The following is a 22912-nucleotide window of genomic DNA, read 5'->3' as shown; positions in this document are numbered from 1 at the left end:
TTTTGGAATATGGCGGTTGTGTCACCGCCTGAGGCCGTGACTAGACCAACTCTCAAAAATCTTGCCACATTGCCCGGACGGCGGAGCGGCCCCATTGGCGGCGTTAGTCGCTTGCCTGTTATTCTTCAATAGCAGGCGGCGCTCCCGCCTTGCCACTGGGGCCGCTGCGCTCGCCGGTTCAATATGACAATCTTTTCGAGAACTGGTCTAGGTCCGCGACGGGAGGGGAATTAGCCCGAAGAGGGGATGATCGTTTGTTCGACTTAGGGGCAGTTGAGGCGTAAACAAAGGTACCCCGAATGAGAATCCCCGTTGTCTATGAGCTGAACGGCCGCCGCTTCTGCCTGCTGGTGCAGGATGGGGAGACGATCAGCGTGGGGAGCGGGGAGGGCTGCAGCATCCGGGTGGAGCGAGAAGGGGTGAAGGAGCTGGAGCTGAAGGCGCTGGAGCTGAAGGCGCAGTTTGTGAACAACTGCCAGCTTGTGGTGGTGACTCCGGTCAACGGCGGCGTGCCGTATGCGCAGCCGCTGCCGTGGAAGCTGAAGCTGGAGGGAGTGACGCTGGAGCTGTGCCGGCCGGGCCCGGGGACGAAAGAGACTGCAGGCGGAGCTGGGCGCGAGGTGGTGCTGCAAGGACTGGGAGGTGGAGAAACGAGGGTGATGATGCAGGCGGGAGAGCCGCTGCTGGTGGGGGCGGGGGATGAATGTGGTGTTTTGATTTCCGACGAAGGCTGTCCGGAGGTGCTGCTGGCGCTGTGGACGGCTGGCCGCAAGGTTCTGGTGCAGGTGGTGGACCCGCGGTACGTGGTGGGCTGGCTGGGACGCGCGGGCGAGATGGAGGCGGAGCTGGAACTGCCGCTGAGTTTGAGCATTGGAGGACGAGTGATCCTGATCAGCGCGGGGGATGCATCTGTGAGCAAGACGCAGGGGCCCATGGCAAAGCCGACGGTGCCAGCGCTGGCACCATTGCCGAAGGTGCCTGGGATTCAGGCGAAGAATGCGGACTATGCTCCGAAGATTGTCTCGCGTCAGGCCAAGGCGCAGGAGGCCCCGGAGGATGAGGGGACCAAGCCGGCGGGCAAACCCGTGGTGCAGGCTGCGATGTATGGGAGCAGCCCGGTGCCGCTGCCGCGACACCCGACAGCCGAAGATCCGGCGCTTTTGAAGGAGCCGGTGATCAGCGAAGAAAAGCCGTACAGCCCGACGTTTTTTCTGCTTTGCAGCTGGCTGCTGGTGGTGCTGATTTTTGCGGTGGCGCTGCTGCCCGGGCAGGGAGTGCTGACAGCGGAGCAGATGAAGCAGTTGTGGTATGCCGCGGGGGGGACGCTGATCGTGACGCTGGTGCTGGGGCTGGGGGTGATGCTGAAATGAGGCTGGTTTTTTAACGTGGGTGTCATACAGCGGAGCATGCCGCGTCACTGAGCGGGAAATGAATGGAACGCGCCATCGCCGACCAGCTCGAAGCTCTGCACGCCGACGCCTTTGGCTGGGCGCTGCACTGCTGTGCGGGGGATCACGGACGGGCGGAGGACGTGCTGCAGAACGCGTACCTCAAGCTGGCGCAGGAACGTGCGGGGCACGACGGGCGCTCGAGCTTCAAGACGTGGTGGTTCGGGGTGATCCGCTTCACGGCGCACGAGGAGTTTCGGCGGCTGCGGTATCGCGAGTCCCTGCTGGGCAGGCTGCTGCTGCAGATCACGGGGGATGGGTGCGATTCGCGTCCTTCGCCGGCACGAAAGATGGAAATGGACGAGCGGAATGCCGAGCTGAGGCGCTGCCTGGCGCAGCTGCCTGCGAGGCAGGCGGAGGTGCTGCATCTGGTGTTCTACCAGGATCTGACACTGAACGAGACGGCGAATGTGATGCGGGTGAGCCTCGGCTCCGTGCGCCAGCATTACGAACGAGGCAAGGCGCGGCTGCGCGCTCTGCTGCAAACGGACCCTGGAAATGAAACCTGATTCTGACAACGATCTTCTGGAAGTCTTTGCGCATGCGCGCCGGTGCGACCGTGAGGATGCGCCTGCATGGCGGCCTGAGCTGCTGAACGCACCCGGACCCGTAAGGCGGCGCAGCGTGTTGCGGCGGTGGATTGTACCCGCACTGGAGGTGGCATGTGTGATCGTCGTGGCGCTGCTGCTGGATGATGGTCCACGGCAGGAGAGGCCGCTGAGTGAAGCGCTGCCGCCGCTGCTTGAGTCGCAGCCAGGAGAGCTGTTTGCGAGCCTGGAGCCTTCGCTGCTGACATTTGAAGCGCCTTCAGATTTTCTTTTTGACTCCCACCTCAACCCACACATTCCATGAAAAAGATATTCTGCTGTTTGTATTTGTCCGCCGCCGCCTGTCTGCCTGCCGCCCAGGTGGAAGAGTGGCTGAAGAGCGGTCTGCTGCATCCGGACATGATCGCGACGGTGCGTGATGAACTGGCGCTGACGCAGGAGCAGCAGGCGAAGCTGAATTCGCAGCTGAGCGAAGCGCGCAAGCAGGCCGAGCCGCTGGAGCAGGCGGTGAAGGAGCAGCAGAAGGCGCTGGGCCACCTGCTGCAAGACCCGGGGACGAGTGCTGACGCGGCCGCCGCGCAGCTGGCGAAGCTGCTGGAAGCTGAGGGCGCGGTGAAACAGCTGCAGCTGCGCGCGTTGATCGGGGTGCGAGATGTTTTGACGCCGGAACAGCTGGCGAAGGCCCGCAAACTGGGACCGCCCAAGATGGCCGGAGGCTCAAGCGGCAGCAGCAGCGGAGGCGGGCTGCAAGCCAGGGTGACGGAGAAGGCTGAAAAACTCAGGGCTGCTCTCGAAGGCCTCGGGGTGCCGCCGACGGAGGCGATGAAGTATCGCGGAGAGGAGATCGAAAAGCTCATCAAAAGCGGGCAGTTTGCGGATGCGAACGCGAAGCTAGATGAGCTGTATGTGGACTCCCATTACAAAGAGCTGGAGGCTGAAGTGGAGAAGGTGGACTTTTCCAAGTATGAGCCGGGGAGCACTGATCTGACCACCCTGCAGGAACGATTTGAAAGCGTGAAAGCGGCCGGGCAGGAGATCGTTTCTCTGCCACTGCTGCGCGAACTGCTGCAGGCGAAGGAAGCGTTTGAAGCGGCGAAGGATGCGCAGGACGCGGAGAAGGTGGGGCGCATACTCACCTATGTGGAAGGCAAGCTGAAGAAGTAGGCCGCTTTCATTCCTGTGTATGCGCAGCTTTGTCTTTCTGCTGGTTCTGGGTGGAGTTTCGGCGGTGGCTCTGACGCCTGAGGAGGCTGAGGGGCGGCTGCGCATGGCGGTGCAGATCGCGCGTGAGCGCAATGATCGTGCGCTGGTGGCGAGGGTGGAGAAGCTGGGAAGGGAGTTCAAAGCGGAACTGCCGGCCGATGCGGAGGTGAGGCTGCGCGAAGCGGAGACGGCGGTGGGCATTGACCCCGGCGGCTGGGCGATGGCGGGACAGCCGCTGTTTCATCCCACCGCGGAGATGAAGGCGAGGCAGGCTGAGCTGAATGCGCGACTGGCGGAGGCGATGAAGAGTGATGATGCCGCGCAGGTGCGGGCGGTGACGCGTGAGATGCTGAAGGTGCTGGGCGATCAAGCGGGTGTGCCGGATGGACGACGAGCGGGAAAAAAGGCGGAGCCCGTCACGCTCGGCGAGGCGGAGGCGACGCGGCTGTTTGTGGAAGCTTTGAAGAGCGAAGGAAGGCGGGTGCGCCAGCTCAGTGAAGGGCGGCCTTTTCCTGACCAGATGCTGCGGCTGTATGCCGATGTTTTGAACGGGGTGACGCATGTGCGGCCGTTTGCGGAGAAGCATCAGCCAGAGGCGGTGGTGGAACTGGACCGGCTGACGAGCGGGGTGGCAGGTATGTTGGTCCGCCTGCAGCAGCCTGCGGGCTTTTTTCCGTTTCCCGATCTGCGCGGCAAAAACATCCGCTTTGGTGCCATGATCACGCGGCAGGTGGAGGCTGGCACGGTGGAGGTCAAAGATGGCTGGGTGATCTCCGCGGATCCGGATGGGGGCACGCAGTTTGACACGGGCGTGTGCGGCGCGGCGCTGCTGCAGGCGGGCGTGCTGCATCAGAATGCGGAGTGGAAGCAGGCTGGACTGCGGGCTGCTGACTGGGCGCTGGCGCAGAAATGCTGCGCGAACTTTAACTACAACGCCTTCTCGGTTTCTCTGCTGACGCAGGCGTACCTGGCCACGGGGGACATGAAATATCTGGAGGGAGCGCTGAAGAAATTTCGCGTGGGAGTGGCCCCGGGACAGGCACCGAACGGGCGCTGGATGGACGCGCACAATGCGCGCACGGTTTACCATGTGATCATCGTGCGCGGGCTGGGAGAGCTGGCGATGGCGCTGACGCTGCCGAAGGAGCGTCTACAAGAGCGGGAGGAAGTGGATGCCGTGCTGAAACCGGCGCTCCAGGCCCTGCTCGATGAGTTTGACGCCATGGGCCTGACGGTGGAGGCGCTGCCGGAGCTGAAGATTTTGACGGCGCTTTATCCCGAGGATGGGCGTTTAAAAACCGCGGTGCAGAGCATGGAGGGGAGCATCATTGGCAAATGTACGGACGGAAAACAGGTGAAAATGGGGGCCAGCGTGACCCAGCTGGCATGGGTGGTGGGGGTGAAACCGTAGAAAAGTTTCGTTTGCCTTTGGCCCGTTTCCGGCGATAAAACGCCGTAAGTCACCTGTTAAGGGTCAGGCTCAGTCGTTCATCAGGTGATTTTGAAATCCGTTGGTGTTCATATACCGATGATCGGGGCTGGTTCTGAAACGAGGCAGAGGACCGCACCCAACAAAGAAAGATATGAATACCAAGATGTACGTGGGCAACCTGCCCTTCGCCGCTCAGGAACAAGACGTTCGTGAGCTGTTTTCCCAATACGGTGGTGTCACCGAAGTCTTCCTCCCGATGGATCGTGAAAGCGGTCGTCCGCGTGGCTTTGCCTTCGTGACCATGGACTCCGCGGAAGCGATGAATGCTGCGATCAATGCGCAAAACGGCCAGGAATTCATGGGCCGCAAGCTTGCCATCAATGAAGCCCGTCCGCGTGAAGAGCGTCCGGCAGGCGGTGGTGGCGGTGGCGGACGTGGCGGCTATGGCGGCGGCGGCGGTGGCCGTGGCGGCTATGGTGGTGGCGGCGGCGGTGGCGGCGGCTACGGTGGTGGCGGCGGCGGCGGTGGCCGTGGCGGCTACGGTGGTGGCGGCGGCGGCGGCAAGCGCGGCGGTGGCGGCGGCTATGACCGTGGCAACCGTGGCGGTGGCGGCGACGAAGGCGGCTGGTAAGACCTGCCCCCTCTAATCAGAAATTTACGCCCGTGACACGGCGAGCGACGTTCAAGCGTCCTCCTGAGTCACGGGCTTTTCTGCGTTTACAAAGAGGGCGAAGACCCCGGCGAGGACGAAGGCGCCGGCGCACATCCACACGCCTTCGTGGTAGTCGTTGTTGGAGTCGAACACGTTCAGCACACGGCGAAACATGAGCGCCATGAGACCGGCGCCGATATTGCCCCACATGTTTCCCCAGCCGAAGAGCTGAGCCTGGTACCTGCCGCTGATGTCCTGCATGGTAGTCCACATGGCGGGGAGGCCGAAATCGGCGAAGAAGGTGACGAGGCCAAAGGCGATGGCCATGCCGAGAGGGGAGTCCGTCCAAAGCGCCAGAGGGTAGCACGCTGCGGCGGCAAATTTGGTGAGGGACATGGGCAGCATGCGGCCAAGCCGTTTGCCGAAGCGGCGAGTGAGGGCATCTGTGACGGAGCCGCCGAGTGGGAGGGCCAGAATGCCGATGGAAAGGGCGGCCGTAGTGATCCAGCCGGCATATTTCTCCTCCACGTGCATGACGATTTTCAGATAGTCTGAAAGGTAGAGGACGAGGAAGGCCCAGCCGATGTTGGTGAAGAACTGCACGGCATTGGCATTCCAGAGATTCACGCTGCGGCAGGCTGCGGCGAAGGGGAAACGGCGCGGCGGATTTTTCACAGGCTGGAAGTCACCGCGCCCTTCTGCGAGGAGATCGATCTCGGCCGAGTTGCACTGCGGGTGCTGGCGGGGGTGATCCCGGAAGACGCGCCAGTACCACCAGGCGACAAAGATGCCGGCGCCGCCGTAGATCCAGCCTGCATAACGCCAGTTTCCCGCAGAGATGATGACATAGGCCGTCAAACCCGGGGCAACGGCACCGCCGACCCGCCCACCCCAGGCGATGATGCTGCTGGCGAAGCCGCGCGAGCCGATGTGCGCCCAGCGGGTGACCAGGCTGCTGCCGGCCGGATAGTAGCCGGCCTCTGCGAGACCGCACAGCAGGCGGGCAATGAGCAGTGTGGCGAACCCGGTGGCAAAGCTGGTCATGGCGGTGAACAAAGACCAGGTGGCGATGTAGATGGTGATGAGGATCCGGCCGTTGAAACGATCGCTAAGCCAGCCGGCGGGCACCTGAAAAAGCGCGTAGGCCCAGAAAAAGACGAGCTTGACCCAGTCGGCCTGAGTGACAGAGAGCTGGATGTCTTTCTTGAAGGACAGAGAACCAATGATGTCCGCCAGGCAGATGCGGTCCAGGTACATCAGGAAGGACACCATGGTCGCCGTGGCAAGGATTTGATGACGGACGATGGTAGGGCGGGAGGAGGAAGACATGGGCACAGACAAGACGCAGAAATTCAGCCAGCCCTAGCAGGATTCCGGCTTGATGAACAGACCGAAGTCGTGCAAGAGCCGGGTAGTCGAAGGCCAATTGCGATGTATTGAATAGGATTGCAGGCCGCGTAGTCTCACAGAACCTTCCCGCCATGACAGCCATTAAAAACCTTACAGCCTTGCTGGTGCTCAGTTTCCTTGCTTCCGGGGTGCTGGGCTGGTTTCTGTTTCAAGCGAACACGGACCTGGCGTTATTGCGAGCGGAAATGGAGACGAGCAAGGCCGAGCACCAGGAAGAACTGAAGGCGAAGGAAGGGGAGTTTCAGCGCACCCTGGACTCACAGGCAGCGCAGCACCAGAAGATGATCACGGCGCTGAACGACGAGCACGAGAAGAAGATCGACGAACTGCGCAAAGGAGAGCGCAAACGGCTGGCGATCGCGGCGAAGGAGTTTGAGAACATCTTTGAAGGCAACAAGACGACGCTGCAGTACATCGACCTGCTGGAGGACAAGGTGAAGGCGGGGCAGACGCTTTCGAAGGCCGAGGTGGAAAAGCTGACGATCATCACCACGGGGCTGGGCTACCTGAAAAAGCAGTACCAGAAGCCCATGCAGGAGTTTCAGGAACTGGCGAACTACTTTGATGCGCAGGCGTCCAAACACATCGAGAAACCGAAGGGCGGCTTTTTCAAGAGGCTGTTCAGCAGTGATTTCCGCGAGGCGGAGAAGCAATACAACCGCCAGGAGGGAGCGAAGGAGGCGTTTGAACAGGCGCAGAGCAAATTCTCCACGACCTACAAGCAGGCCCAGAAGGTGATGGGGAGCGTCAATCTCGACGCGGACGCCCAGCTGAAGAAGCTGAACGCCTACATCGACGAGAAGCAGCAGCAGAACGCGAGCGATCTGTCGTCCTTTTTCGACAACGCGCGGAAGGCTCTGCGGACCCATCAGGATGTGCTCGATTTCGAGCCGGAAACCCCTCAGCTGCCGGGGCCGAAACCGCAGCTTTAAGACGCCTAAAGGGGTTGAGAAGGCTCGGTCAGTGATAGAGTGATGAGATCATGCCGTGCGTCGTGATTTGAGGAACAGCTGTGTAGGCGACAATAGGTGTATTTCTTGTTAAGCAAGCCTTGCGCGCTCCGGATACAGTCTAGCCTGTGGATCTTGGTCGGGTGGGAAGGGGCCTGCAGCGAACCGCCGGGGCACGCCTAGCTGCAACTGGGTGGGGAACGGGCCAAAAGGGCATTAAAAATGTGCTTTTCCCAAGTATGCCCTAAATAATATTCTAGAATAAATCCAAGATTTATTCCCAAATAAGGTGGAATCTTGATGGGATAAGTGAAAACTTTATCTCATAAATAAGAAAAGCTTGTCTTGCGGGCCCTTCTTTCTTTATACTGACAGATTCCCGAAAAATTCGATCATTTATGAACTTTCTACGCCTCCATCGCCAATTTATCAGCTCCCTGATGATTGTGCTCATGCTGTCCTGGCAAATCGGTCAGCCCCTTCGCGCGGCGACGCTTTACTGGGATCAGGACAGCAACACACTCAACGATGTGACCACGGGAGGTGGGCTTGGCGGAGCTGGTACTTGGAACACGACCTCATCACAGTGGTGGAATGGCAGCAGCTTGGGCGCGAGCACGCAGTCCGCGTGGAACAACCTCAATAATGACACGGCGCTCTTTACGGGCACGGCGGGTACGTTGACCTTGGGCGCGAACATCACGGTCGGTGGTTTGCAGTTCAATACCACGGCCTACACGATCTCGAACGGCTCCAACACGCTGACCTTTGGTCCAGCAACCACTCTCACACTGAACAACATTGCGGCCGCGACGATTACTGGGGCATTGGCAGGCACGGGGAGCAATGTGACCCTGAATGGCGGAGTTTTTGGGGGAATCACTGCTGGAACGCTCACTCTCAATGGAACCAGCACGGGGGGCTGGAGTGGCACCACCACCATCAACAATGGCATGACGCTGGCTCTTGCCGGTCTGAACCAGGCTTTGCTCAACACGAGCGGCATCGCCCTAAACAATGGTGCAATCACGCTGACGAACACTGTTGCTGGCGAGGCTGCATTGAACCGTGTCAACGATGGTGCCACGATCACCTCGAACGGTGGCACCATCACCGTCACCAACACGGCGAGTTCCTCGATCAACTATGCAGAGACACTCGGCAGCATCGTTCTCTCGAGTGGCCGCCTTACCGTCACCAGCACGAACAACAACACGTCGCCTTCCACTCAGACACTGGCATTGGGAACCATTTCGCACACGGGTGGTGCAGCCAATACGGCGCAAATGAATTTGACTGGCGCCAGCCTAGGCGCAACGGCGCAAAATGTGATCACGATTTCTGGTCAGGGTGCCACCGCGGCAAGCATCGCGCCATGGATGACTTATGGGGGCACGGATTTCGCCGCCTACAGCGCCACCAACGGAGTGATCGCTGCAACGACGAGCAACGTTGCTGCCACCTCAACGGGTGCGACCACGGACTGGAACGTCTCTGCGACGACGACGATCACCGCCGCCACGAATCCTTCCTACAAAACACTCAAATTCGCCGGAGGTACTGCGTTCACCCTGACTGGCACGGGCAACACCATCTCTGTGGGCGGCATTGTCGTCTCGGGTGCCACTCATCTGTTGACGGCTGGAACCGTGCAGGCGCTTACAGCCGGGGATCCGATCTACATGTTCATCGGTTCGAACCAGCTGACCTCCAGTGCCGTTTATCAAAACGTGGGAGCCGGTGCTACTGCTAGTGCGCTCGTTTTGGGTGGTGCGGGCACACTGGTACTCAGCGGTGTGAATACATACACGGGCGGTACGGTGATCAACAGCGGAATTCTGAGCATCGGTGCGGTAGGCAACATCGGTACTGGTGGCCTCACTTTCAATGGATCTGGGCAGCTCACCCTGAGTGCCGCCATCGGATCTCCGTTCTTCAATCGCACTATTGCTTTGAATAACGGTGCGATCGCCACCCTCTCGAACTCCACTTTCGCGAACACATATGCAGGCGCGATCAGCGGCACGGGCGGTCTGAACATCATACCCTCCACGGGTAACGTCACGCTAAGTGGTGCCAACAGTTTCACAGGTCCGGTTACTTTGAATCCCAGTGGCGCGGCAAACATCATTGTGACCAATGCATCGGCGCTGGGCAGCACGAACAATCCGGTCATCATGGGCAGCACTGCCTCCACGGGCAGCCTGCAACTGAGCGGCGTCAGCGTTTCGATCGGCTCTTTGTCTGGTGGTGCTGCGACGGGTGGTGGTGTGAATCTGGGTGGTGCCAATACGCTGACGGTTGGCAACAACAACGAGAATACCACCTATGCGGGTGTTATCTCAGGTGCCAGCGGCGTGCTCACCAAAGTCGGCACTGGCACCCTCACGCTCACAGGCACCAGCACCTACACCGGTGGCACCAACATCAATGGTGGTTTGATCAACATCGCCGCTCTGGCCAATCTCGGCACAACCGGTGTCACTTTCGGTGGTGGTGGGGTGCAGTTTGCCGCGCCTGGTCTCGATCTCTCGACCCGTGCGCTGACTTTTGCCGCTGGCGGTGCCACGTTCGACACCAACAACAACCAGATTATCTTCGCAAATCCTGTCGGCAACGGCGGTGCGGGCGGCCTCACCAAGGTCGGCAACGGAACTCTTGTTCTCAATGGAGCCAATACTTACACCGGTGCGACCACGGTGCGCAACGGCACCCTGCGCCTTGCCAACGCCCAGGCACTCGGCACCGGTTCCGCAGGGGTCACGGTGCAGAATGGTGGCTCGCTCTTGATTGTTGGTCTCACCACAGGCGGGGCAGGCTTGGGTGGTTCCCTCACCCTCAATGGCACCGGCGCGCTTGCAGGTCAAAACGGTGCCCTCGTCAGCACCGGCACCAGCAGCTATGCGGGCGATCTCGTGCTCGGTTCATCTGCCACCGTCTCGGTGGACAACGGCACGCTCAATCTCAGCAGCACCGGTGCGGTCACTGGCAGCGGTGATCTCACTTTGGGCGGTTCTGGCACCGGCACTCTTGCCGGCAGCCTGCAGACCGGCACGGGTGGCTTGAACAAGACCGGCACCGGCACCTGGACACTCACTGGCACCGGCGGCGGCAACACGGGTGCGCTCAGCATCACGGGCGGTATCCTCAACATTGCAGGTGGTGCGTTTGGCACCCTGAGCGGCACCACTTTGGGCGGTGGCACCTTGAATCTCACCGGCGGAAACCAGAACATTGGCAATCTCACCATCTCAGCGAATTCGTTAAACACTGTGACGCTTGCCGCAAGTGCCCTGCTCGGCACCGGAAGCCTCGCGCGAAGCACGGGTGGCACCGTGACTTTTGACATTTCAGCAACCGGAAGTTCTGTCTCTTCCTCGGGCAGCGGCACAGGTACTAATAACATCCTTGGCTATGCGGTGGTCAACGATGGCACCGCGACTGGGATGGCCCAAGTCAGCGGCGGTAACATCGTTCGGTTTGATTCCACCTCTGCCACCGTGCTGGCCGACAACAGCGACAACGCCGCCACCGACTTCACCACCCTCGGCATGGCCAGCAACCCCCTGCTCTGGAGCAACAGTCTCACCACCCGTGCGGTGAATTCACTGACCTTCGATTCCTCCGCCGGAACCCAGACCATCCACATGGGGGCGACGGGCAACATCCTCACGCTCACCAGCGGCGCGATCCAGAAGACCAACGCCAATAACGCCACCCTCCTCGGCGGTCAGATTGGCGCGAACAATTCTGAGGTCATTGTTCAGCAGAACGGCACCGGCACCCTGTTCCTCAAGAGCCCCGTCAGCAGCGGCACCGGCAGCCTTGTGAAACTCGGCGCCGGCACCTTGCAAGTCTCTGGTGGCATTGTCACCCAGACCGCTACTCTGAATGGCACCACCACCGTCACTGTCACGGACGGCTCCGCTCTCGCTGTCGGCCAGGCCGTCACCGGCGGTGGCATTGCAGCTGGCACCACCATCGCCAGCATCAGTGGCAACACCGTCACTCTGTCCACTGCGGCCACGGCTTCCATGTCATCGCCTCTGACTTTCGGCACCGGCAGTACTTACACAGGTGCCACGATCATCAACGGCGGCACGCTCCAGGCCGGCTCTTCCAGCATTCTGACGCCGGGCACTATCAGCAACAATATCGCCTCCTTCCAGACCTACACCGGAGGTCCTGTCGGCCCGAACTCCGCCGTCTCTCTCTCGAACCTGTCCGGTGCGGCCTTTGACATCAATGGCTTCAACGTGGTGGTCGGCTCGCTTTCCGGCGGCGGCTTGACGGGTGGCAACGTCCTCCTTTCCAATGGCGGCACCCTTACCGTGGGTGGTGGCAACCTGATCCAGAACGTTTCCACACCCACCACCAGCACGACTTTCAGCGGCCTGATCTCTGGCACGGGCAACCTCACCATCACGGGCGGTGGAGGTCTTACGCTGACGAACAGCGGCAACACCTTCTCCGGGCAGGTCAACGTCAACAGCGGCACCCTTGTGGTCAGTGGCAATCTACCCGTCAATGCCAACAGCGTGCTCGGCAACAGCAACACGGTGATCGCCGTCAACGGCATCGCTTCGGGTGCGTTGAACAGTGCGGGTCTGCCCGGGGGTTCTCTTGTCGTGCAAGGCGGTCTGGGAGCCACGGGGCTGACCATCAGCCGCAGTATCTCGGTTTCCGGCCGTGGCAACAATGATGTCGGCAGCGTCTTCAGCAACATTGGCAACAACACCTACAACGGCATCTTCACCACCACCAACAGCACGGAGTCCCGCCTGGGTTCGATTGCGGGCACCTGGACGATCGGCAATGCCGGCACGCTCTATCTTGGCACGGCGAACGGTTCATTCTTCACTACCGTTGGCGCGGGCAATATCGTCCTCAACGGGGTCGTCAGCGGAGGCGCCCTCAATATCTATGGCCTTTACATGGGGCAGTCGGGCGTCGTCAACAAGACGATGGTGATCAACAACTACAACAACACCCAGATCGGCGACATCCGTGTGGACGCTGGCACCATCCGGGTGTCCAATGGCGAGGCACTTGGCCAGGCGACTGCGGCGGGCAATATCTCCAAGCTGCGCGGCAACAACAGCGCCGGCTTCGAAATTCGCACGGATGCGCCCGGCACGTTCAGCAACATCAGCGGCACCGGCTCGGACACGGCGATCGGTTTCGTCCTTGATCGCGCCGTCGGCGGTGCGGGGCTGGGCACGCAGGTGCAGAATGCGAGCACCGGGATGCTGAGCTATGCCAGCGCGGCGGGCAACATCGTCTTCGGCGAAATGCTCATCGGCACCGGCGGCGGCCGGACCTGGACCTTCGCGGGCCGCGACGGTTACGGTGCCACCTGGGGCAGCGGTTCGGACGGTCTCTTCAACACCGCCACCAACGGCAGTCCGACTTTGGTGAACAACTCCAATGGTGTGTTGACGGTGGACGGTTCCATTACCGTGAGCAGTGATGGCACGGCGCGAAACTTTACTTTTACCAGCCTCGGTGACTCGGTGATGACAGGCTTCGTCCGGCAAGGTGGCGGTGCTAACACGACCTTCGTCAAGAACGGTTCTGGAACATTGGTCATTACCGGAACCAATACGGTCGCGGCTACCTCCAGCAACTTGACGACTGGCTACGCCGTTAATGCAGGCACCCTGCTGCTTTCGGGCAATGCCGTGACCATCAATAATGCCATCGGGGGAGCGCTCCGTCTGAACAATGGCGCGTTTGATTATCGGGGCCCCGGTGAGACCACGACCAAGCTGATCAACATGGATGGAACCTCGGCCAATGCCATCCTCCTGGCCAACCAGAGTGCGGCATCGCCGCTCATCTGGAGCGGCAACCCCATCGCCGCCGGGCAGCTGGGGGCCAAGACCTTGTTCTTGGGTGGAAGCAATACCTCCGCCAATGAAATCGCCGGGGTTATCGCGGGCGATGGCTCACTCGCCAAGGTGGGTTCCGGCACCTGGCTTTATGACCCGGCTACCACGACCTACCTCGCTGCTGGCGCGAGCACGGGATCATCGGGTGGCGCTGCCAATTCGAATACTTTCACGGTTACGGGAACCTCTGGTACCATCACAGTGGGACAGAGGGTCACTGGCGGCGGCGGTATTCCTGCCGGCGCCATTGTTACCGCCTACAATTCTGGCACTGGGTTGGTCACGATTGACCGCAACATCGGCACCTCCCTCACCGGGGGCGCCGTCACCTTCAATGCCGCCACCAACTTCACCGGCAGCGTCACGGTTTCCGGCGGCACCTTGCAGGTGAAGCCGACCGCGAACGCGGCTGGCGGGGCGACCGGTGGCAACCTGTTTGGCACAGGGCAAGCTCTGATCTTCGCCAACGACGCTCTGACGAACAACGGTTTCGCCGGCGGCACCTTCCAGGTTAACGCTTTTGGGACCATGAATGCGCTCCAGTCCCAGACCATGGGTGCACTCACCCCCACGGCGGGTCACGGGAAGATTGTGGTGGACGCGGGCACTGGTGGGTTTGTGAACAATCTGAACTTCGCCAGCTTCGGCACCCGCGGCGCTGGTGCCACGCTGAACTTTGCTCCTGCTTCGAGCAATGCGACCATTACCTTCACGGCGGCACCCACAGGGTTGAGCGGACAGATCGGCGGCTACGCCTACATTACCGCCGGCACAGGTGCCATTGACTTTGTCACCAATTCCACGACGCCTTCGGCCCTCGCGGCTGCGACAGCGTTCTCCACCGCCACAGGCAGCACGGGCACGAGCAATTTCATTCTCTCGGGCACCAGCGTCCCTGCTGGAGCGGCGGCGGCCAACACCGTCCGCATTGTGGGTGCGGGCCAGACCATCACTCTGGGTGGCGCGCTGACGATTACCAATACCAGCAGTGTGGCCACGGGGGGCATTCTGTTCGACAACACGAGTGGCGGAGCCACGATCAATGGGAGCAACATCGCAGGCACTGTCGCGGCGCAGGAACTGATTTTCATCGTCGGCGGCAATGCGGGCAGTGCGTCTGCCAACGCGCTGACTCTCAACTCCACCATTGGCGCGGGCGCAGCATCCATTTTCACGAAGTCCGGCAATGGCATGATGATCCTCGGCGGTACGAACACGTTTTCGGGCAATGCTTTCATCAATGAAGGCATCGTGCAACTCGCCGGCACCACCACGGCGACGATTGGGTCGCAAGCAGCCGCCAGCACCTTTACACTGCGGCAAGGTGCCACCCTCGACATCAATAATTCCGGTGCCTCTGTGGCGCCTTACACGGGTGCGACAGCGCTGAGCACTACGACGATCGGCGCCCTGACCGGCGCGGGCAGCATCACCAACGGCCTCAGCGGCACTCCTGCCGCAGCCGCTATTTCTATCGGGGTTGCAGCGACCAATGTCGGCGGCGTCTTTTCCGGCATTATTTCCGACGGCACCAGCGGCACCGGTGGAATGACGGTCATTCGCAACGGCGCCTCCGGCGCGGTCGCGCTCACCGGACTTAACACCTACACTGGCGCGACCATTCTCAGCGGCGGTGCGACCCTCACGGCAAACGTTCTGGCCAACGGCGGCACGGCCTCCTCCATCGGCCAATCCTCCAACGCTGCCGGCAACCTTGTCTTCAATGGCGGCACCCTGCGTTACGAAGGGAACAGCACGACGGTTTACTCGGCCACACAAACACCCTCGGTTTCCATTGACCGTCTCTTCACCCTGGCGGGGAACGGCGCTATCGACTCCTCCGGCAGCTTCGGCAGCCAGCAGTTCAACACAAACGTTGCCGCCAATCATGCCGCCCTTGTCTTTAACGGCACCAGCGGGACGGGTGGCGTCACCGGTACGGATGCGATTGCTCTTGCCGGCAATGCGGGGGCTCGAACCTTGACGCTGACGGGAAGTTCCGCTGGCGACAACGCGATCAACTTGAAGATCGCAGACCAAGTCTCGCCTGCCATCACCATCGCCGTGACCAAGACGGGTGCCGGGCACTGGGTTTTGGGCAACGTCAACAACACTTACACAGGTGCCACCACCATCACTCAGGGCCAGTTGGTCGCGCAGGATGCCAACTCCAACGCCACCAGTGCCACCACGCTGGCTGCCGGGACCTCAACCACGGATTTCTACGTCAACAGCACCAAAGGTCTGAGCATCGGCCAGGCCGTCACGGCGGGCGGCACCGGCACCATCGCCGCGATCCTTGATGAGACCCACGTGCGCCTGAGCACGGCCCAGACCATCGCCAGCAACACCGTGCTGACCTTCGGCAGCATCAACAGCCTCTCCAGCAGCAACCTCCTCTTCAACCAGGGCACGAACACCAACGAAGCGATCCTCGAAAGCGTGGGCACCTTCACCCGGTCCATCGGCACGGGTGCCAATCAGGTGCAGTGGGGCGCGAACCAGCACGGTGGTTTTGCGGCTTCCTCCTCGCCACTCACAGTCACCTTCGGCGGCAGCGCCAGCTTCGGCACGGGTGGCATCGGCAACGGCACGGGTGAGTTCCAGTTAAACTCCACGACCGCCCTGTCGGACGTGACGGTGACCGCCAACCTGAACCTTAACGGCGGGGTGCGTACGGTGCGGGTTTTCGATAACACCACGACCAACACCGACTACGCCACCCTCTCCGGCGTCATCAGTGGCGGCGCGGGAAGCGGGCTGATCAAGCAAGGTGCAGGCCTGCTCTATCTCACGGGGGCCAACACCTACACCGGCAACACCACGCTGAGCGCAGGCACCACGATTGTGACCACGATCGGGGGCGGTTCCACAACATCGAGTGCCTTCGGTGATGGTGCTGGGCAGTTGAACCTCGGCGGCGGCACCTTGATCTACGCGGGCACGGGTGAGACCAGCAGCCGTCAGATCAATCTCAATGCCTCCAACACGATTGATGCCAGCGGCAGCGGTGCGCTCGTGCTCACGAATTTCGTGAACAACGTCGCGGGTGCCAAAACCCTTACCCTGCGCGGCTTCAGCAACGATGCCAATCAGATCACCCAGGCGCTGACCGACAATGGTGGTGCATTGACCCTCAGCAAGACGGACGGCGGCACTTGGATCATCAATGGTGCCAGCACCTTCACCGGCGGCATCAACAGCATCGGTTCCGGCTTCCTCGGCATCACGGGTGCCAGCACGGCCTTCACTGGCACCATCACGGTGAGCAACGGCGGCATCTTCGCCACCAACACCGGCGGGCTGACCATTGCCAATGCCTTCACCATCGCATCCAACACCTCCGTCAACTTCACCGGCACAAACTCCATCACCACCAGTGGCCTCATCAGCGGCGCCACCGGCAACCCGTGGGATATTTCCAACACCATCTCCGGGGGCACGCTGACGCTCAATGGCAACTTCAATAACAATGAATCCGCCACGGGCCGAACCATGACGATCCGAGGCACGGGCAACACCTTCTGGAACGGCATACTCACCAGCGCTGGTGCTGCCACGGGCCTGGCCTTCAACACCTCCGGCACTGTCACCCTCGGCGGCAGCACGGCCTCTGTGGCCGCGCACACCAGCAGCACGTTCATCGAAGGCCGCGTGATCAACAGCCGTGCGGGCAATCTGAATCCTTTCGGCAGCCTCAGTGCCCTCGTGGTCAGTGGTGGCTCTTTGGAGTCCACTGTCGCTCTCACGGGTGCCAATGCGCTCGCCCAAGGTTTGCGACTCGACAACAGCTACTTCGTCATCACCGGCAGCCAGTCCATTGATTTCAGCAGCAACGCCACCATCGCCTACGGCATTCAGAACAACGCCGGCAACCGCACGCTGACCAACAACCTGAGCGGTGGTGCCACCCTGACCTTCAGCGGCCAGGACATTGAGCTCTCCAACGACGCCACCAGCCGCACTTTGACCCTTGTGGGGACGGGCATTTACAACATCAGCACCCCGATCATCAACGGCAGCACGAGCACAGGCGGTGTCTTCACCTACAGCGGCACGGGTGCCCTGAATATCACTTCCACCAACACCTACGGCGGCGCCACGAACTACAACGGCGGCACGACAACCCTCAGCGGTGCGGCGGGCAACGTTTCCAACGCCAACGCCACCGGCCTCATCACGGTGGCCAACAGTGCGACGCTGACTTTGGACAACACCACCGCCTTTGCTGGAAACCGCCTCAACAACAAGCCCATCACCCTCACCGGTGCCACGTTGAACTTCATCGGCAACAGCGCGGGCACCACGGAAGGCACGACGGCGACCGCGTCGAGCATCCTGACCGCCAACAGCGGCCAGTCCACCCTCAACATCACCAACAACGGTGGCAACACGATCATGAACTTCGGTTCGCTCGTCACCGGCACGGGTGGCTACCTCAACTTCACCTCCAACACCCAGCTTGGCGCTGCCAACAACCAAGTGTTCTTCAATACGGCCCCGGTCCTCGCTGCCACCAACACGGTCGGTGCCCTCTCCCGGGTGACTGTCAGCGGCACGGCAGCCGCCAGCGGAGGCATTGAGTTCGGCACTTACAACAACACCGGCCTGGCAGCGAACGCCCTCGGCCTCCAAGCCTTTGCGGGATACAACCAGTTGACCTTGAGTTCTGCCACGGTGACGGGAACCAACACCACGGTGACTGTTGCCAGCACCAACGGCCTGACAGCTGGCATGGCGGTTTATGGCTCCACGGTGTCTGCGGGAGCCACGATCGGGACGATCTTAAGCCCTACCACTTACACTATAAATGGGACGATCACCGGCGGCGCGGCTGGCCAGATCCTTGTCTATGGCAACACACCGTATACGGACATCAATGCCTCCGGTGCCGCCGACACCCTCAAGATCGGCACGAGCTTCATCACAACGGATGACATCATTGTCTCCCGCGCGGTCAACGCTCTGAACATCGTCAGCGCCGTGAACATCGGCGTCACCAGCACCAACAACGCCACCCTGACACTGGGCACCTCTTCGGGAGCTGGTATCATCGTCAATGCGGGTGCCTCGACTCTGAGCATTCCGCGTGTGGCTCTCGCCGGGGAAGGCGCGTTGCACATCGCCTCCGGCGCCTCCCTCAACATGACCGGTGCCTTCACCGGCACGGCAGGCCTGAACAAGAACCTGGCGGGCAGCCTGACCTTCACCGGCCAGCAGTTCTACACCGGCCAGACCACTCTGAACGCCGGTACGACGACACTGGCTTTTGGCACCAACACCCTGTTCTTCAACAATACCTTGCAGATCAACAACGGCGCGACCCTCGACCTCAACGGCAACACGCAATACGCCGGCAGCTTCACCAGCAACGGCGGCGTCGTTCTTGGCTCCGGCGGCACCCTGACCACGAGCACCGGCACGGGCAACTTCATCACCAATGCGGCGAACGGCACTTGGGCGGGCAGCATCACGGGCAAGGTGAACTTCTCCCGCCTCGGTGCGAACACCCTGACGGTGATCGGTGGCAACACCTACACCGGAACCACCAGCATCCTCGGCGGCCAGATCACCCTGCGTGACAACGGCACTTTGACCAACACCTCTGCCATCACCATCGGCTACGGCACACTGGCCATTGACAACAATGCCGGTATGTTTATTGACAACACCAACCGCATCAACGACGCGGCTCCGATTTCCATCAGCGGCGGCACCATTTCCTACAACAGCCGCCCCAACAGCAACGGCTATGAATTCCTCGGTGCGCTGACCGTGAACCAGGGTGCCAACGTCATCACCTCCGGGGTACAGGCCGTCGGCACCTACCAGACCGGTGATCTCGTCTTTGCAAGCTTCAGCCGCAGCGACAGGACGACGGTCAACTTCACCTCGGGCGGCGGCACGCTTGGTTCCGAAGGTTCGAATCCTCGCATCCTTTTCAACAGTGGGCTGGCCAACAATGCCAGCACCAATGCGCTCGGAGCATGGGCCATCGCTAACAGCGGAGATTACGCGGCCTACAACGTGGCACAAGGTGTCGGCGCTGTGGGAACGAGCGGCTACATCGGCTATACACCAGGTTATGTGAACGGCAGTGACTTGGCGGGCTTTGCCAGCGGGGCGGTCACTGAAGTGCTGGCGCGCACCAACCAGGCCATCACCCTGCCCACGGGCACGACCTCGACCAGCCTGCTGCGTCTCACCAGCGCGGCAGCCGGGGTGCAGAACGACATCCTCTTTGCCAGCAACACCGACAAACTGAACCTGATCGAGGGTGGCTTGCTGCGGAACAATATCTCTGCTGGCTCTCTCATCGGCAATCAAACCACCGGTGGCATCGTGACCGCAGGCGGCGTGGACGTTGGAACCAAGGAGCTGGTCATCTACAATGCCAATACGACGACAGCAACCGGCACGACCTCGGGTGCGACGACTAATTCGACCTCGGTTACACTCAACGCGGTAACGACCACGATCACTCCCGGCATGATGGTTACCGGCACTGGTGTGACTGCGGGTACGTATGTCACGTCCGTGAGCGGAGCTACCATTGGATTGAGCACCGGGTCTACAATCGCCAATGCTGCAGCCTTGACGTTCACCCCAGCGATCGTCGTCAATTCCTCGATCCAGGATTTCGACACGGGCGGCGGATTCCTCACCTCACTCGTCAAGTCCGGTGCGGGAATACTCACGCTGACCAATGCGAACACCTACAGCGGTGGAACCGTCGTGAATCAGGGCACCTTGAACCTCGCCAGCTTGGGCACGGGCGGCCTGACCACCATCGGCACCGCGACCAACGTGGTGATCCCCGGCGACCTCACCATCAACGGCGGCGTCCAGGGAACGGGCGCTGCCGTGACGATGCTGCTCAATGCCGGCCAGATTGCCAGCTCCAGCAACGTCACCATCAACGGACGTGGCCTCCTCACCCTGGCCGGTGCCTTCGGCTTCAACAACACCCTCAACAGCGTCACCTTCAACAATATCGGTGGTGACACTGGCGCGGCTACGGTGACCAACGTGGCTGGCAGCATTCTGACACTGAGCAGCTCCACCCCCATCAGCGTGGCCAGTTCCAGCAACGCGGCCTTCACGCCCACCGTCACCGGCGGTTTCCTCTCCTTGGCGGCAGGCACGGACACCATCAATGTGGCTGCCACGCAGCTCAATGGAGTGAGCTATGCGCCGGTTGTGGCTGGCTTGACCATCTCATCCGTCATTGCCGCGGCCGGGACCGTTTCGGTGACGTCCAGCAGCACCGGAAGCACGGCGGTCACTGTGGCCAGCGTGCCGTCCACCCTTGTGGTGGGTTCGACCTTCCTCGGTTCGACCGTTAGTGCCATTTCCGGAAACACCGTCACCCTGGCTGCCAATGCCAATACGACGATTTCTTCAGCCACCTCTGTTACCTATGTCGGAGCCTCCAGCGCCGCCATCAGCAAGACCGGCAACGGCATTCTCCAACTCAACGCGGCGAACTTCTACACTGGCGGCACCATTGTTGGCGGTACTGCGGGGGGCTTGATGTTGAGTGCGGCCAACACCAACGTCACCACGCTGGTGGCCGCGGGTCTGGGTGCCAACGCCACCCCGTTTGCCAGCGGCCCGGCGGGCACCGGCGCCATCACCATGGGTTCCGGCACCACGCTCTATGGCGACGGCAACACTCGCAGCATCGTCAACGCCGTGACCTTCTCCGGGCAACCGCTGTTTGATGCGAACACCAACACCGCGACCGTCATCAACCTGAACGGCACCACCACTCTCAATGGCGGCGCTGACCTCGTCGTCAACGTAGTGAATCCGAACATGACCGTTAACATCAACGGTCCTGTCTCGAACATCGGCTCCCTGACGTCCATCACCAAGAACGGCCTGGGTGCCTTCAATCTCAACCTCACAGGCTACGGCAGCACACTGCCGATCACGATCAATGACGGTGGCGCCCTGAGCCTCATCACGGATGGCGACGGCACGGGGACCTCCAATGCGGTGAACTTTGGAGCCATTACTTTCGACAGCGCAGTGCCGGTGGTGACCATTGGCCGCGCTGGCCAGACGGTTCTCTTCAACCAGGCGGCGAACAAGGTTATCACTCCCGCCAGCTTCCTGACTCCTGGTGGCAACAGCATCGTGGGCAATGGCATCACGCTGACGACGACCGCCGCCACCGGCGGTTATGGCCTCTCCCTGGCTGCTACGGATGCTGTCGTTCTCGGCAGTTTCAGTGCCGGTTCCACAGTGGCCGGTCCGACCTTTAACATCGGCACATCCGCCACGAACTCCAATGTGGTCCAAGGTTTGACGGTCAATGGCTTGATCTCGGGCGGCGCCACCGGCGCTACTTCGATCGTGCTTACCAAATCCGGTGTGGGCACTCTGGAACTGACGAACAGCGGCAACACCTTTGGTGGCAGCAGCGCGATCATTGACGTCACGGACGGTATCTTGTCCGGCACGAGCAATGGAGCCTTCGGCAACTCCACCAACGTCATCCGCCTCAGTGCGAACTCGGGCACCAAGGGCCTGCGGCTCGGGGGCGGCACGACCTACACGCTCACAGGTCGCACCATCAATCTCAACGCAGCCTCCGTGGGAATCGACGTGACGCCTGGCACGACGGCAGTGATTGATACTCCGTTCACCTTCAGCGCCGCAGGCAATGCGTTGCAGAAGAACGACCTCGGCACCCTGGTCATCACGGGCAACAACTCGACCCGCACTGGCACTACCACCATCGCTGGCGGTGTCCTTGTCGTGGACAATGACAATGACCTTGGCTCTGGTCAGGTGATCCTCAGTCCCGGGACCACCACAAATTCGAACGGCGGGGGAGTCGCGCTCTATCTTACGGGAGGCGTCAACTTTAGCCGTGCCATCAATCTGGCGGCCACAGGAGCTGGCAGCGCCAGCGGCATCAACAGTACGGGAACAGTCTTCTCAGCCAGCGGCATCAACACCATCAGCGGTTCCATCACCAACACGGCCAGCTTGGGCATCTTCCTGGGTGCCGCCAGCGGAGCCACCTTGAACATCAGTGGCCTCGCGTTGAGCAACAGCCCGACCTTCAATGCGGTGGGCACGGGCATCATCAATGTCAACGGCAGCATTGGCGCGAATGGGGTCACGATCTCCAAAATCGGCACCGGCACACTGAACTTCACTTCTGCGCAGACGACGATTATGGCGATCGCGGTGACTCAGGGCACCTTCAACGTCTCAGGTGCCGGTCAGTTCACCGGCGGGACTGGTGCTATCACTGTTCAGAACAATGGCCTTCTTAGCATTAACGACACCACGGGCGGACCGCTTGCCCGCTTGAGCGGTGGCACTGCCCGCAACGTGACTCTGAATGCCGGCAACTTCGCC

The 22912-nt window shown here is 61.2% G+C and carries 9 protein-coding genes (1 of these 9 cut by a window edge); 8 read left to right on the top strand and 1 reads right to left on the bottom strand.

Annotated elements, in window-relative coordinates:
- Positions 1–299 precede the first annotated feature (299 nt).
- From ACILSR_RS27845 to ACILSR_RS27820, 6 genes are all read left to right on the top strand, one after another.
- Positions 300–1370, top strand: coding sequence for a hypothetical protein (locus ACILSR_RS27845; protein WP_395753093.1), 1071 nt, complete (start codon positions 300–302; stop codon positions 1368–1370).
- A 62-nt stretch (positions 1371–1432) separates the two neighbouring features.
- On the top strand, positions 1433–1957 hold the full coding sequence (locus ACILSR_RS27840; RefSeq protein ID WP_395753092.1) for an RNA polymerase sigma factor: 525 nt from the start codon (positions 1433–1435) through the stop codon (positions 1955–1957).
- On the top strand, positions 1947–2300 hold the full coding sequence (locus ACILSR_RS27835) for a hypothetical protein (RefSeq protein ID WP_395753091.1): 354 nt from the start codon (positions 1947–1949) through the stop codon (positions 2298–2300). The genes ACILSR_RS27840 and ACILSR_RS27835 overlap by 11 nt, the downstream gene beginning before the upstream one ends.
- Positions 2297–3160 carry a Spy/CpxP family protein refolding chaperone gene (locus tag ACILSR_RS27830; protein WP_395753090.1) on the top strand — a complete coding sequence of 288 codons (864 nt, stop codon included), beginning with the start codon at positions 2297–2299 and terminating at the stop codon, positions 3158–3160. The genes ACILSR_RS27835 and ACILSR_RS27830 overlap by 4 nt, the downstream gene beginning before the upstream one ends.
- Before the next feature lie 19 nt (positions 3161–3179).
- Positions 3180–4610, top strand: a complete 1431-nt coding sequence (locus ACILSR_RS27825) for a hypothetical protein (RefSeq protein WP_395753089.1) — start codon at positions 3180–3182, stop codon at positions 4608–4610.
- A gap of 172 nt (positions 4611–4782) precedes the next feature.
- Positions 4783–5262: an RNA recognition motif domain-containing protein gene (locus ACILSR_RS27820; protein ID WP_395753088.1), complete on the top strand. Its 480-nt coding sequence runs from the start codon at positions 4783–4785 to the stop codon at positions 5260–5262.
- A gap of 51 nt (positions 5263–5313) precedes the next feature.
- On the opposite strand, the gene ACILSR_RS27815 is transcribed toward ACILSR_RS27820, so the two are convergent.
- Positions 5314–6612 (bottom strand): MFS transporter, encoded by a 1299-nt coding sequence (locus ACILSR_RS27815; protein WP_395753087.1) that lies wholly within the window; start codon positions 6610–6612, stop codon positions 5314–5316.
- A 152-nt stretch (positions 6613–6764) separates the two neighbouring features.
- On the opposite strand from ACILSR_RS27815, the gene ACILSR_RS27810 reads away from it, so the two are divergent.
- Together ACILSR_RS27810 and ACILSR_RS27805 are read left to right on the top strand one after the other, a co-directional pair.
- Positions 6765–7625 carry a hypothetical protein gene (locus ACILSR_RS27810; protein WP_395753086.1) on the top strand — a complete coding sequence of 287 codons (861 nt, stop codon included), beginning with the start codon at positions 6765–6767 and terminating at the stop codon, positions 7623–7625.
- 470 nt (positions 7626–8095) lie between these two features.
- A protein-coding gene (locus ACILSR_RS27805; RefSeq protein ID WP_395753085.1) for a beta strand repeat-containing protein crosses the window boundary here: on the top strand, positions 8096–22912 show its beginning. The gene runs 17868 nt beyond the window's last position; 14817 of the gene's 32685 nt are visible here — the first part of the coding sequence; its start codon is at positions 8096–8098; its stop codon lies beyond the right edge, outside the window.

The organism is Prosthecobacter sp. (assembly GCF_044222565.1).
Taxonomy (GTDB): domain Bacteria; phylum Verrucomicrobiota; class Verrucomicrobiia; order Verrucomicrobiales; family Verrucomicrobiaceae; genus Prosthecobacter.
Note: the sequence above shows the minus strand (reverse complement) of the source record. Positions and strands in the feature narration are given on the sequence as shown.

Bases quoted from the DNA above. Each gene is read 5' to 3' on its own strand.
- ACILSR_RS27845 (WP_395753093.1), top strand. From the start codon at position 300: ATGAGAATCCCCGTTGTCTATGAGCTGAACGGCCGCCGCTTCTGCCTG.
- ACILSR_RS27840 (WP_395753092.1), top strand. From the start codon at position 1,433: ATGGAACGCGCCATCGCCGACCAGCTCGAAGCTCTGCACGCCGACGCC.
- ACILSR_RS27835 (WP_395753091.1), top strand. From the start codon at position 1,947: ATGAAACCTGATTCTGACAACGATCTTCTGGAAGTCTTTGCGCATGCG.
- ACILSR_RS27830 (WP_395753090.1), top strand. From the start codon at position 2,297: ATGAAAAAGATATTCTGCTGTTTGTATTTGTCCGCCGCCGCCTGTCTG.
- ACILSR_RS27825 (WP_395753089.1), top strand. From the start codon at position 3,180: ATGCGCAGCTTTGTCTTTCTGCTGGTTCTGGGTGGAGTTTCGGCGGTG.
- ACILSR_RS27820 (WP_395753088.1), top strand. From the start codon at position 4,783: ATGAATACCAAGATGTACGTGGGCAACCTGCCCTTCGCCGCTCAGGAA.
- ACILSR_RS27815 (WP_395753087.1), bottom strand. From the start codon at position 6,612: ATGTCTTCCTCCTCCCGCCCTACCATCGTCCGTCATCAAATCCTTGCC.
- ACILSR_RS27810 (WP_395753086.1), top strand. From the start codon at position 6,765: ATGACAGCCATTAAAAACCTTACAGCCTTGCTGGTGCTCAGTTTCCTT.